Raw genomic sequence first — 13,415 nt, forward strand, 5'->3', positions numbered from 1 at the left:
TTTTTATAGTAAATAGAAATCAAATTTATATAAATTATTACCTAATCTTAAATTTAAAAAGTTTTATAAAAAAATAATATAAAAAATTTAATTTTTAATCCAATTTTCTAATATTTTTTTTCCATAAGGCGTAAGAATACTTTCTGGATGAAATTGCACGCCTCGAACATCGTAAGCGCTATGTTTAACTGACATAATTTGTTTGTTTTCGTCAACAGAAGTTATAATCAAATTTTGCGGAAAATTGTCGTTTGAAATTACCCAAGAATGATAACGACCCACTTCAATTTCATTTGGTAAATTAGTAAAAATAGCATCGTTTTCAATAATCGTAATTTTTGAAGCCACGCCGTGATACACCTTTTCTAAATTTATTAATGTGCCACCAAAAACTTCACCAATAGCTTGTAAGCCCAAACAAATGCCAAATATACTTTTTGTTTTGGCATACGTTTGAATGACTTCTTTTAACAAACCTGCCTCGCTTGGAATTCCTGGTCCTGGCGACAAAACTATTTTATCAAAAACTTCTAACTCTTTTAATTCAAATTCATCATTTCTAAAAACAGTAACTGTTGCTCCTAAATCTTCTAAATAGTGGACTAAATTGTAGGTAAAACTATCGTAATTATCTATTACAACTATTTTCAAATTTGAATGTTTTTTAAAGTTATTATTTTACTTTTGTAAAAATATAATTTTTTTATGGAAAGCGCAATGAAAATTGGTGATGTTGTTCAGGTTTTAGATGATAATTTAGAAGGTGTGATTTTACGATTTCAAACGGATAATTCAATTGTTATTGAAACTAAAGACGGTTTTGAACTTATTTATAATCAAAAAGAAGTGATAAAAATAGCAAGTGATGCGCCTAAAATTAATTTTGAAGGCAACCTTTCTAAAGTATTAGCAGAGAAAGAAATTCCGAAAAAACCAGGGTCTGTTTTAACCAAATTAAGCAAAAAAGATCCAATGGTTTTTGAAGTGGATTTGCATTTAGAAAAAATAATTACGGGTAAAAACCAAAATTTAACTAACTTCGATAAATTAAATATTCAACTTGAAGAAGCAAAACGCGCTATGGATTTTGCAATTTCTAAACGATACAATCGTGTAGTTTTGATCCACGGAGTTGGTGATGGCGTTTTAAAAAGTGAGTTAGAATATTTATTAAGAAGATATGAAAACATAGTAATTCAAGAAGCCAATTATGGAAAATACGGATTGGGTGCTATGGAAGTTTACATTAAGCAAAATTAATTTAATGAAGAAAATATATTTAGATAACGCCGCTACAACGCCTTTAAGACAAGAAGTAATTCAAACGATGTTGGATGTTTTGCAAAACGATTTTGGAAACCCATCTTCTACGCATAGTTTTGGAAGAAGTTCTAAATCAATAATTGAAACCTCAAGAAAAACAATTGCGAAATATTTAAACTGTTCTGCACAAGAAATCATTTTTACTTCAAGTGCTACAGAAGGAACAAATTGGATTTTAAGAGAAATGGTAAAAAACAATGGTATTCAAAAAATTATTACCAGTAAAATTGAACATCACGCCACATTATATACAGTTTTAAATTTACAAAAGGAATTTGGAATTGAAGTGGAATATATTAATGTATTGCCAAATGGAAATTTAGATTTATTTGATTTCGAACGAAAATTAGATGACAAAATTCCAACTTTAGTAACATTAATGCACGTAAATAATGAAATTGGAACGCAGTTAAATTTAGATACAGTTGCTGCTATTTGTCAGAAATACAAAGCTGTTTTTCATTGTGATACGGTTCAATCTATTGGTAAAGTTGCTATTGATTTACAGAAAATACCTTTAGATTTTTTAGTAGCAAGCGCACATAAATTTCACGGACCAAAAGGAATAGGTTTTACTTTTATTAGAAAAAACACACCGATGCAACCCATGTTATATGGCGGTGAACAAGAAAAAGGATTGCGTGCCGGAACAGAAGCTGTTCATCAAATAGCAGGTTTAGCAAAAGCATTTGAGATATCATACGAACAATTAAATGAAGAAACGAATTACATTTCAGAATTAAAATCATATTGTAGTACAAAACTACAGGCTAATTTTAATGGAATTATTATTAATGGAGAAAATTCATTTTATACTATTTTAAACATATTATTGCCTTTTTCAGAAGAAAAAACAGCGTTAATTTTATTTAATTTAGATATGAAAGGCATTGCAGTTTCCAGAGGAAGTGCTTGCCAGAGCGGTAGCGTAAAACCTTCACACGTTTTAGCAGAATTTTTATCTTCAGATGATATTAAAAAACCTTCTTTGCGAATATCATTTAGTCATTATAACACAAAAGAAGAAATTGATGTTTTAATAGAAAGTCTAAAAACCATATAAAAAAAAATACCATTCAATTTGAATGGCATTTTTATAATAGTTTAGTTGAAATTATTTAGACCACAATTCAATACTATCTTTATTTTGTTTGATATAATCTTCATTTTTTTCTGCTGTAGCACCTGCTAAAGATAATTTTGCAGTGTCAATAGCGCCTTTTTTATCGCCTAATTTAAATTGAATTAACGATTTTAATCTGTAATACCAAAACGGAACTTTCTCACCTGACAAAGAAATGGCTTGATTCATCCAAAGAAATGCTTTATTTAAATCAGTATTAGATTGATAATAATATTGAGCACTAGCGTAATAGTCTTTTGCAGATGGACCATTCATAACGTCTTCAATAGATTTTAAAACGGTTTTTTGAGTAGGCACCTCAATTTTTACTGATACTAAAGTTTTTTCCCATGATAATTCTAAATTAGCAGCATCTGTTGTTACATTATTAAATGAAATAGTAAATGTTTCTACTAATCGGTTTAAACTTTCTGGTTTTGCTGATGTTTTTAACGCAACTTTATCATCCATCCATTCTTCTGGTAAACCCCAATTATCAGTGTCTTTGTAAAATATAATATCCCAAGAATCTGCTTTTGGCGTAGTAAATAATGCATATGTTCCTTTTGATAAAGACTTCCCATTAATTATAACATCTTGCGAAAAAGTAACTGTAGTGTTATCGTTTGCTCCTGTTCTCCAATTTTTCCCGTAAGGAACTAATTCTCCATAAACCGCTCTTCCTTTTGCACTTGGTCTATGATATTCTACACTAATTTGAGTCAAACCGACAGTTTGGTCGACTTTAGAAACCGGACTAGCTTGTGGTGTAGCAATCTGTGCACTTAAAATTCCTGAAATAAGGAATAAACTAAATAAGATATATTTTTTCATAACTTAATATTTTTTGCTAAAATACTATTTTATTTTGTCATTCAAAGTTAATAAAATACAAAAAAAATAAAAATCATTTATGTTTACTAATAATTTATTAATTAGATTTGTAGGCTAAAAACTACAAACTATGAAAAAAATTAAAATTTTATTTTTTGCGCTATTAGTAATGTCGCAATTAAGTTTTTCTCAAAAGAAAAAAATCGCAGTGGTAACCTTTTATGCAAATAAAATGATTTCATTTGAAGATTTAGGAATCGGTGTGGATATTTTATTAGGTGATGTTTTAAAATTAAGGGATGATCCAAATTTTAATTTAAATCCAATATTAAATCAATACCATCAAAACTTTTTCAACAATTATTCAAAAGAATTACCTTTTGATCTATTACCAGAAAGCGAAGTGCTAAATAATACGGCTTATCAAGCATTTTTACCTAAATATAATTTACCAAATTATATGGCAAACAATTATTTAACAATTGATAAATACAAATACATTTACGAAGGCATTGGCGGAAAAGTTAATGAAGAAGGAATTGCAAAAATCTTTGCTGATAAAGCAGACGGTGTGATGTTTATAAATATTGATTTTGCTTTTGAAAAAGGTTTTGGAGTTGGAAGCACTTCTACTGTAAAAGTAAGAACCACAACAAGAATGGCATTATATAACAAGACAGGTGAAAAAGTGTTTGCTTTTTCAGAATCTGAACGTTCTAAAAAGACATCTGTCATGATTAGCGGTATACCAATTATGAGTCCTGAAAAGATTTTGCCAATGTGTGAAAGTGCTTTAACAGAATTGATGGGTGATTTAGGAAAAAGAATCGCAAAAATTGTAAAGAAAACAGAAATGAAATTATAATACGTTTTTATATAATAATTTAAATGCCTTAATTTTTTTAAGGCATTTTTTTTTGAATAATTTTGTTTACTATTTTATATATAAAATTAAACAAACGTATATTTGCATAATTAAATTATAAAAAATGAAAATATACAGATTAGCCTCTAAACAAAATTTACCAATTTCTAAAAAAGAGGCTTGGGAATTTTTATCAAGCCCAAAAAATTTAAAAGCAATAACGCCCGAATATATGAGCTTTGATATATTAAGCGGTGCAGATAGACCGATGTTTGCTGGTCAAATTATTCAATATATTGTTACGCCTTTGTTAGGAATTAAAACTACTTGGGTAACCGAAATTACACACGTGGTTGAAGGAGAATATTTTGTAGATGAGCAACGATTTGGTCCCTATGCGTTATGGCATCACAAACATTTTATTAAAGAAATCCCTGGTGGCGTAGAAATGGAAGATATTATCGATTATAAAGTTCCAATGGGAATTTTAGGGCAATTGGTACATCCTTTTATTGTAAAACCAAAATTAGATGAGATTTTTGAATACAGAAGAAAAAAATTAATTGAACTTTTTGGAGAATTTAAATAATATGACACTTTTTTGGTTTAGAAGGGATTTACGTTTAGAAGATAATGCCGCCTTGTTTCATGCTTTACAAGACAATGAAACGGTTTTGCCTATTTTTATTTTTGATGAAACCATTTTGCAACATCTTGAAAAAAATGATGCGCGTGTAACTTTCATTCATAATCAGCTGGAAAAAATAAATATCGAACTTGAAAAAATTAACAAGTCACTAGCTGTTTTTTATGGAAAACCAATTGATGTATTAAAAAGTATTATTAAAGATAACCAAATAAAATCGGTTTACACCAATCACGATTATGAGCCGTATGCCAGAAAACGAGACGTCGAATTAAATGAAGTATTCAAAGAAAATAAAATTGAATTTAAAACGTGTAAAGATCAAGTAATTTTCGAAAAGTCTGAAATTACTAAAGACTATGGTTTACCTTATGTAGTGTATACCCCGTTTTCAAATAAGTGGAAAGCAAAATTAAAGGAAACTAAACTTGTAAATTATCTTTCAGAAACGTTATTAAAAAATATTACTTCACACTCCTACCCTTTTTTATCTTTAGCAGATATCGGATTTGAAACAACTAAAATTTCACTTCCTGAGTACACAATTACTGAAAAATTAATTTCTGAATATGAAGCTACTAGAAATTTTCCTGCATTAAAAAACGGAACTTCATTAGTAGGTATTCATTTACGATTTGGAACAATTAGTATTCGAAAATTAGTGCAACACGCTTTAAAATATGAAAATGAGACTTTCTTAAAAGAATTAATTTGGCGCGAATTTTTTATGCAAATTTTATGGCATTTTCCTCATACTCAAACCAAAAGTTTCAAACCTAAATACGATGAAATAAAATGGGTAAATGATGAAAAACTATTTAAAAAGTGGTGTGATGGAAAAACCGGTTATCCAATGGTAGATGCAGGTATGAGAGAGTTAAATGCTACTGGGCATATGCACAATCGCGTACGAATGGTGGTAGCCAGTTTTTTATGCAAACATTTATTAATTGATTGGCGTTGGGGCGAAACCTATTTTGCTTCTAAATTATTGGATTATGAACAAGCCAGTAATGTTGGAAATTGGCAATGGGCAGCAGGTTCAGGAGTTGATGCCGCACCGTATTTTAGAATATTTAATCCAACAGAGCAAATTAAAAAATTTGATAAAGAACTAAAATACATTAAAAAATGGGTTCCTGATTTGGAAACGCTTCAATATCCAAATCCAATTGTTGATCATAAAGAAGCTAGGGAAAAATGTTTACGAGTATATAAAGAAGCCGTTGGATAATTTATTTTAAAATGGTGTTAAAATCTAATTCTTCAAACTTATCTATAACTAAATTTGCCAAGCTGTAATCTTGTTTTTTTGAATTTACACTTCTATATCCTACACAAAAAATTCCAGCAGCATAAGCGGCTTTTATTCCATTGGTGCTGTCTTCAATTACTATACAATTTTCTTTGTTAGTTTTTGATAACCTTACAGCTTCTAAAAAAATTGCTGGATTGGGTTTCGATTGAGGAAAATCTTCACCAGAAACAATGTGAGAAAAATAGGAATGCAATTTAAATCGGTTAAAAACGCGATTTATAGTTACTTTAGACGAAGAAGATGCTAAAATTAATTGAATGCCATTTTGATGTAATTGTTTTATTAATTCCTCCACCCCTTCTAATAAAAACAAGTCTTCTTTGGTGTCGAAAGCATCATTAAACAAACTTCTTTTTCTTTGTACTAAACTGTCAATATCATTCTCTATTCCGAAATGATTTTTAATTTTTTCAAATACATTTTTAGTAGAATTACCCGTAAAAGTCGCAAACATTTCTGCAGTAACTTCTATTTCTATTTCTTTAAAATGTTGATAATAAGCATAATTATGCACAGGCTCTGTATCCACAATTACGCCATCCATATCAAAAATCACAGTTTGTAACATCTTTTTATTTTCCTGCGAAATTAAAAAATTAAATGGTAATTAAACCTTTTTGTGTAACTTTAGTCAAATATTAAATTAGATTCCATTGCAAGACGAAAAAAATTTTATAGCACGATTAATTCAAACCAAAACGCAAAACGAAGCGTTTAAAGAGTTGGTACAATACTATCAAAAACCATTATATTTTCATATCCGAAATATCGTTTTAAATCACGATGATGCAGATGATGTGCTTCAAAATACGTTCATAAAAGTGTTTTCGAATATCGGAAAATTTAAAGGCGATAGTAAATTGTATTCTTGGATGTATCGAATTGCTACAAATGAATCGCTTACTTTTATTGAGCAGCGAGCAAAAAAGCAAGGAATTTCAAATGTTGAATTACAGCAAAAGGCAATATTAAATTTAGAATCAGATGTATATTTTGAAGGAAATGAAATTCAATTACAACTTCAAAAAGCCATTGCTACTTTACCTGAAAAACAACAGCTGGTTTTTAAAATGAAATATTTTGAAGAAATGAAATATGAAAACATAAGTGAAATTTTAGACACCTCTGTTGGCGGTTTAAAAGCAAACTATCATCATGCAGTAAAAAAAATTGAAGAATATTTAAAAAACAATTAAACCATTTACATTAATAAAGGTCTAATATTAAATGAAAACAACAATAGAAAATAATAAAATTACAAACGGCTTTACTACTCCTAATAATTATTTTGATACGTTATCAAATAGAATAGATGAGAAAATAAACGGAGAAGCATCTTCAAATTTAATTCCTAAAAAATTAGGTTTTATTGTACCTGAAGACTTTTTTGTTGAAAATGAAGCAAAATTATTAGCAAGAATCAATTTTACAGAAGCTAAAGTTGTTAGTTTAAAACATACGTTATATAAAGTAAGCGGAATTGCAGCAGTTTTATTACTAACTATTATTTCTCCTATGTTATACCATTCGGCAGAAACAAAAAATAATGAGTTAGTTGAAATCAGTTATTTACAATTACATTCCGATGAATTAAGTGTATACGAAGTAGGTTCGATGTTAGAAGACAAAGAATTAATTGAATTAGAAAACGAATTGATTTACAACAACTTAAATAACATTAATTAAATAAAAAGTAAAATGAAAAATTTAGTAATACTAGTAGCGTTTATTTTTAGTTTGAGCAATCAAGCACAAGAAAATTCAGAAACTAAAAAAGTAGAAATAGAAAAACGAAGAGCTCAATTACTTGAAAAAAGAGAAGAATTAGTTACCGCTAGAAAAGAAATGGTACAAGAAAGAAATGATAAAATAAAATCATTGAAAATCGCATTTATTTCTCAAAAATTGGCACTTACTTCAGAAGAAGCAGAAAAATTTTGGCCTGTTTACAATAAGTATGACGACAAAATAATGGTTTTAAAAGAATCGCAAATGAAACTTCGATTAGACAAAAGAAATAGTTCAGATGAAGAGGCATTAAAAAAAATTGAAGAAGCCGAAGCAATAGAATCTGAGGTAATGCTATTAAAAAAGAAAATGAGAGCAGAATTAATTCCAATTATATCAGCAGAAAAAGTAGTAACATTAGAGCGTCTAGAACACGAATTTCATAGAAAAATTTTAGAAAAATTAAAAGAACGTAAAGGCAATCGTCCGCCGCCGCCGCCAAGACGATAAATTAATAACTAATAAGCCATTTTTAATGGCTTATTTTTATTTTGGTTACTTTGTTTTTACCTGCTAAATATATATTATTTTTCCCACTGAAACGAAGTGTATAAAAATCGGCATCATCTAAAATTTTTGTCCACTTTTCTCCAAAATTAGTAGAATAATAAACACCTGAAGTGCCACAAGTATATAGTACTTTACCACGACTTTTTGGCTTAAATTGTACACAGGAGGCATATCCAAAGGCTTTATCTTTTGATACAATTTTCCAAGTTTTACCCCCGTCTATAGTTATCGCTTTATTTATAGAATTGTCTTTTTGATTTTCGTAATTTCCACCTACAATAATTCCTTTTCTTTTGTTATAAAAATCCATAGAAAAAGCACCTGTCATCGCTTCACCTTGAATAATTGGCGTGTCAAAAACCTGCCAAGTAATTCCTTTGTCTTCACTTGTAAATAACCTAGATTTTTTACCTCCAGAAATAATATAAATAAACCCTTTAACAATTTTTACATTCGTATCGCTTGCCGCAAAGGCCGCTTCCCCATCAACTGTTTTTGGTAGTATATCACAGGGAATTTTCTTCCAATTTTTTCCTGAGTTCTCAGTCAAAAGAATTGATAAGCAATCTTCAGTTGGATCTCCAATAACTATTCCTAGTCCCGTTTTCATATCAATATACATACTGTCATAAAATACTTTTTCTCCAGTTTCAGTATAAATTAAATTTGACGCACAACTATATCCAAAAGTATTTAATGTGTACATATTAGCTGGAGTTCCTGCATTTAAAACATATATATTATTATTCGCAAATGCCATACTTCTAAAATCTGCAATTTCTTTCTGTAATTTTACGATTTTAGTTTCAGCTTCATTTTGAAAACTTATAAATCCTGCTTTACTATTTGTGCCTCCAAACCAAACTCCATTTATAGTTGGATAAATAGCTCGAATAGAAAGAGAATCTAAAATAATATCTTTTCTTTCTAAAACTTTAAACGTTGATTTACAGGATAAAAAAACAAAAAACACTAACAAGGATAAATATTTCATAAACTACTTATTTTAGGCGAATATACAATTTATTAAAAATAAGTGAGATTTCTAAATATATAAATTTAGTCATTTACAAATAAGGAACAAGCTATTTAACCCATAAATCAAAGGTTTTTTGTTTTTAATTACTATCTTTGCAAGCATTTTTACATATAATACATGAGATTTCATAGAAACATAAGTTTTGCAGTTATAGATGCCTTAATGGCAATTTTTAATGAAGGCGAATATGCTGATAAAGTGGTTGCCAGAGCATTAAAATTAGATAAAAGATGGGGAAGCAGCGATAGAAAATTCGTAGCTGAAACCATATACGATATAGTACGATGGAAACGACTTTATGCTGAAATAGCTGAAATAAAAAAAGAACCATTTGATAGAGATAGTATTTGGAGAATGTTTGCGGTTTGGGCAACTCTAAAAGGATATACATTACCAGATTGGAAATATTTTGAAGGCACACCTGTAAGAAGAATTAAAGGTAAATTTGATGAATTATCTAAAGATAGAAAGTTCAAAGAATCTATTCCGGATTGGATGGATGAAATAGGTGTAAAAGAATTAGGTGAAACAATTTGGTCTAAAGAAATTACTGCTCAAAATGAACCTGCAAAAGTTATTTTACGTACCAATACAATCAGAACAACCAAAGAAGCTTTAAAACAAGAATTACTTCAATTAGATATTCATACAAAAGTGCTTCCTGATTATCCTGAAGCATTAGAATTAGAGGAAAGAGCCAACGTATTTATGACAGACATTTTTAAAAATGGTTTGTTTGAAGTACAAGATGCTTCTTCTCAAATGGTTGCCCATATGTTAGACATTCAACCTGGAATGCGAGTAGTTGATACTTGCGCAGGTGCTGGTGGAAAAACATTGCACATGGCTTGTTTAATGCAAAACAAAGGGCAAATTATTGCAATGGATTTGTATGAAAGCAAATTAAAGCAATTGAAAATTCGTGCCAAAAGAAATGGTATTCATAATATTGAATATCGTGTAATCGATACCACTAAGGTGATAAAAAAATTACATGGTCAAGCCGATAGAGTACTTATAGATGCGCCATGCAGTGGTTTGGGTGTTTTGAAAAGAAATCCAGATGCAAAATGGAAATTAAAACCCGAATTTATCGATAATATTCGAAAAGTTCAGGCAGAAGTTTTAGAAAGCTACGCTCCTATCGTAAAACCTGGAGGAAAATTAGTATATGCTACTTGTAGTGTGTTACCATCTGAAAACCAAGAACAAGTAAAAAAATTCTTAACTACAGAAATTGGAAAAAACTTCACTTTCGTTCAAGATAAAAAAGTATTAGCACACGAATCTGGATATGACGGATTTTACATGGCTTTATTAACAAGAAATAATTAAACCCCATACATAATGAAAAAACAATTACTATCACTACTTTTAATTGCACAATTTGGCTTTGGTCAATCTGGTGTACCTGCAAATCCTTATTATAATGGAATGAATTGGACCCTAACAGGCATGAACTTAAAAAGTGCTTTAGCGACAAAAATTACAACAACACACACTAATTTCCTAACTTATTCTCAAGATTGGAATGCAACTCAAGCTACAGATTTAAATCCCACAAACTCAAACAATGTTTTGTTATTATATGGTTTTAGTTCTACAACTTGCCCATCCTCTACTTCAGATGATAATGACCATAGAGAGCGAAATAGTATGAGTAATGGAGGTGGGAATTCTTGCGAATGGAACCGTGAACATGTATATGCAAAATCATTAGGAACACCTGCTTTAGTTGACGGTGCACTATCTTCAGCTGATAGTGACGCTGGTGAAGATGCACATCATTTAAGATCTTGCGATGTGGATAGAAATGGAAATAGAGGAAATTTAAAATTCGCGGCTGGTTCTGGAGATTCATCACCTGTTACGGGTGGGTGGTATCCTGGAAATGAGTGGAAAGGTGATGTAGCTAGAATGATGATGTATATGTATTTAAGATATCCTTCACAATGTTTGCCAATAAATGTTGGTACGGGCGCAACTGTTTCTACTGATACAAATATGATTCAATTGTTTTTGCAATGGAATGCAGAAGATCCAGTTTCACTTTATGAAGATAATCGTAATACGTACCATGGAAATACTACTAATACGTTCGCACAAGGAAATAGAAATCCATTTATAGATAACCCTTATTTAGCAACTGTTATTTGGGGTGGTCCTGTAGCAGAAAACAGATGGCCTACTGTGTTTTTATCATCTCAAAGTTTCTTAGCAGAAAATGCAGTAAGCATCTATCCAAACCCGACAAATTCTAATGAAATTGAAATTGCTACAGAAGAAGAAATCACTAAATTAACTTTAGTAAGTATCAATGGTCAAATTATTAAAGAAATTGTTAATCCTATTTTCAATCAAAACACATACAAAATAAATGATTTACCACAAGGATTTTATTTTTTACAAATTAATGCTGAAAAAGGAAGTCTGACTAAAAAAATTATAGTGAACTAATTTAGTTTCAAATTTTTATATCAAATCCCTAATTACTTTGTAGTTAGGGATTTTTTCTTTTTGAAATAAACCCAACTTAAACCAAGTTTAGTCATATTAAAGCGTACATTCGTAAAAAAATATGTCGATTGAAATAAAGGTTGCAGCTGTAGAACATTTGTTTAGTCAGTTAGATGTTGAAATAAACACCTTTCAAAAAGAAACTAAGTTACATTGTAATGTCGGTTGTGGAAAATGTTGTACGAAATTAGACATTGAAGCCTCTCCATTAGAATTTTTACCTTGGGCGTTTCATATTTTTTTAAATGGTGAAGCAGAAAAAATTCTTGCCGAATTAGAAATTAAAACTTCCACAATTTGTCATATTTACAATCCATTAACCTTATTAGATAAAGTAAACGGAAGTTGTAGTAATTATCCTTATCGGGGATTAATTTGCAGGTTATTTGGATATGGCGCTACGAAAGACAAATACGGACAATTGCGATTGGCAACTTGCAGAATAATAAAAAGTGAGCAAGTAGAAAATTTCAATAATTCAACAGAATCAATAAATAAAAGACTTCCCGTTCCAATATTTACTGATTATTATATGAATTTATCCCAAATAGATTTTCATTTAGGAAATATTATTTTACCAATTAATCAAGCGTTAAAATACGCTATCGAAGAAGTGCTTCAATATTATGCATATCGACCTTTGCCGAATGGATTTAAAAACATTGCCTAATATTCAATTAATAATATTGCTGTGTATTGATTTGACAATTCTTTTTTAAACCGTAAATTCGCCAAAAAAAAGAATGTCAATTGAAATAAAAGTACAAGAGATTGAATTGTTATTTGATAAATTAGAAATTGAATTAGCAACTTTTACTTCCGCAACTCATTTATTCTGCAACGTTGGTTGTGGAAAATGTTGCACCAATCCCACGATGGAAGCGTCTCCATTAGAATTTTTACCTTGGGCATTTCACTTATTCAAAATAGGCGAAGCAGAAAACATACTTGAAAAATTAGCAAAACACACAAACCCTATTTGTTTTAATTATAGTCCAACTTCAGAAGCAAATTTACATTTAGGAAGTTGTACAACCTATAAATACCGAGGTTTAGTTTGCAGATTATTTGGATATGGCGCTACTAAAGATAAATTTGCACAATTACGCTTGGCAACTTGTTCCTTAATAAAAGAACAACAAACTAAAAATTATAATTCCGCAAACGAAGCTATAAATAATGGATTGCCCGTTCCAATTTTTACAGATTATTATATGAATTTATCTCAGATAGATTTTCGTTTAGGAAATAGTTATGTACATATAAATAAAGCATTACAAATGGCTTTAGAAGAAGTTTTACACTATTATGCGTATAGAGATTTTCCTGAAGTAGAATAAAAAAAACATAAAAAAACCTCGATAGTTATATCGAGGTTTTTTTGTGATCGCGCCAGGATTCGAACCTGGGACCTACTCATTAGAAGTGAGTTGCTCTATCCAGCTGAGCTAC

The 13,415-nt window shown here is 29.8% G+C and carries 16 protein-coding genes; 12 read left to right on the top strand and 4 right to left on the bottom strand.

Annotated features, from left to right (window positions below):
- Window positions 1-87: 87 nt before the first annotated feature.
- Window positions 88-651, bottom strand: coding sequence for an anthranilate synthase component II (locus ABWP78_RS05430; protein WP_353169758.1), 564 nt, complete (start codon window positions 649-651; stop codon window positions 88-90).
- A gap of 54 nt (window positions 652-705) precedes the next feature.
- Between ABWP78_RS05430 and ABWP78_RS05435 the strand changes: the two genes are divergently transcribed.
- Both ABWP78_RS05435 and ABWP78_RS05440 read left to right on the top strand, forming a co-directional pair.
- Entirely contained in the window at window positions 706-1,260 is a 555-nt protein-coding gene (locus ABWP78_RS05435; RefSeq protein ID WP_353169759.1) for a DUF8465 domain-containing protein, read from the top strand.
- 4 nt (window positions 1,261-1,264) lie between these two features.
- Window positions 1,265-2,386 (top strand): cysteine desulfurase family protein, encoded by a 1,122-nt coding sequence (locus tag ABWP78_RS05440; RefSeq protein WP_353169760.1) that lies wholly within the window; start codon window positions 1,265-1,267, stop codon window positions 2,384-2,386.
- 51 nt (window positions 2,387-2,437) lie between these two features.
- Here ABWP78_RS05440 and ABWP78_RS05445 read toward each other — a convergent pair whose 3' ends face one another.
- Entirely contained in the window at window positions 2,438-3,280 is an 843-nt protein-coding gene (locus tag ABWP78_RS05445) for a DUF2911 domain-containing protein (protein WP_353169761.1), read from the bottom strand.
- Window positions 3,281-3,410: 130 nt separating this feature from the next.
- On the opposite strand from ABWP78_RS05445, the gene ABWP78_RS05450 reads away from it, so the two are divergent.
- The 3 genes from ABWP78_RS05450 to ABWP78_RS05460 all read left to right on the top strand — a co-directional run bounded on the left by ABWP78_RS05450 (window position 3,411) and on the right by ABWP78_RS05460 (window position 6,025).
- Window positions 3,411-4,145 (top strand): hypothetical protein, encoded by a 735-nt coding sequence (locus ABWP78_RS05450; RefSeq protein WP_353169762.1) that lies wholly within the window; start codon window positions 3,411-3,413, stop codon window positions 4,143-4,145.
- 124 nt (window positions 4,146-4,269) lie between these two features.
- Window positions 4,270-4,734, top strand: coding sequence for an SRPBCC family protein (locus tag ABWP78_RS05455; protein WP_353169763.1), 465 nt, complete (start codon window positions 4,270-4,272; stop codon window positions 4,732-4,734).
- Between the two features lies 1 nt (window position 4,735).
- Window positions 4,736-6,025, top strand: coding sequence for a cryptochrome/photolyase family protein (locus tag ABWP78_RS05460; RefSeq protein WP_353169764.1), 1,290 nt, complete (start codon window positions 4,736-4,738; stop codon window positions 6,023-6,025).
- Between the two features lies 1 nt (window position 6,026).
- Here ABWP78_RS05460 and ABWP78_RS05465 read toward each other — a convergent pair whose 3' ends face one another.
- Complete coding sequence (locus ABWP78_RS05465) at window positions 6,027-6,677, bottom strand: HAD family hydrolase (protein ID WP_353169765.1); 651 nt, start codon at window positions 6,675-6,677, stop codon at window positions 6,027-6,029.
- Window positions 6,678-6,762: 85 nt separating this feature from the next.
- Between ABWP78_RS05465 and ABWP78_RS05470 the strand changes: the two genes are divergently transcribed.
- The 3 genes from ABWP78_RS05470 to ABWP78_RS05480 are packed head-to-tail and all read left to right on the top strand — an operon-like array spanning window position 6,763 to window position 8,347.
- Window positions 6,763-7,305, top strand: a complete 543-nt coding sequence (locus ABWP78_RS05470; protein ID WP_353169766.1) for an RNA polymerase sigma factor — start codon at window positions 6,763-6,765, stop codon at window positions 7,303-7,305.
- A 31-nt stretch (window positions 7,306-7,336) separates the two neighbouring features.
- Entirely contained in the window at window positions 7,337-7,795 is a 459-nt protein-coding gene (locus ABWP78_RS05475; protein ID WP_353169767.1) for a hypothetical protein, read from the top strand.
- A 12-nt stretch (window positions 7,796-7,807) separates the two neighbouring features.
- Window positions 7,808-8,347, top strand: a complete 540-nt coding sequence (locus ABWP78_RS05480; RefSeq protein ID WP_353169768.1) for a hypothetical protein — start codon at window positions 7,808-7,810, stop codon at window positions 8,345-8,347.
- Between the two features lie 22 nt (window positions 8,348-8,369).
- Here ABWP78_RS05480 and ABWP78_RS05485 read toward each other — a convergent pair whose 3' ends face one another.
- Entirely contained in the window at window positions 8,370-9,401 is a 1,032-nt protein-coding gene (locus tag ABWP78_RS05485; protein WP_353169769.1) for a VPS10 domain-containing protein, read from the bottom strand.
- Window positions 9,402-9,563: 162 nt separating this feature from the next.
- Between ABWP78_RS05485 and ABWP78_RS05490 the strand changes: the two genes are divergently transcribed.
- The 4 genes from ABWP78_RS05490 (at window position 9,564) to ABWP78_RS05505 (ending at window position 13,303) form a co-directional block, all read left to right on the top strand.
- Entirely contained in the window at window positions 9,564-10,781 is a 1,218-nt protein-coding gene (locus ABWP78_RS05490; RefSeq protein ID WP_353169770.1) for an RsmB/NOP family class I SAM-dependent RNA methyltransferase, read from the top strand.
- Window positions 10,782-10,793: 12 nt separating this feature from the next.
- Window positions 10,794-11,903: an endonuclease gene (locus ABWP78_RS05495; protein ID WP_353169771.1), complete on the top strand. Its 1,110-nt coding sequence runs from the start codon at window positions 10,794-10,796 to the stop codon at window positions 11,901-11,903.
- Window positions 11,904-12,024: 121 nt separating this feature from the next.
- Window positions 12,025-12,633: a YkgJ family cysteine cluster protein gene (locus tag ABWP78_RS05500; protein WP_353169772.1), complete on the top strand. Its 609-nt coding sequence runs from the start codon at window positions 12,025-12,027 to the stop codon at window positions 12,631-12,633.
- A 73-nt stretch (window positions 12,634-12,706) separates the two neighbouring features.
- Window positions 12,707-13,303 carry a YkgJ family cysteine cluster protein gene (locus ABWP78_RS05505; protein ID WP_353169773.1) on the top strand — a complete coding sequence of 199 codons (597 nt, stop codon included), beginning with the start codon at window positions 12,707-12,709 and terminating at the stop codon, window positions 13,301-13,303.
- Window positions 13,304-13,415 lie beyond the last annotated feature (112 nt).

It is taken from the genome of Flavobacterium sp., from assembly GCF_040402955.1.
Classification (GTDB): domain Bacteria; phylum Bacteroidota; class Bacteroidia; order Flavobacteriales; family Flavobacteriaceae; genus Flavobacterium.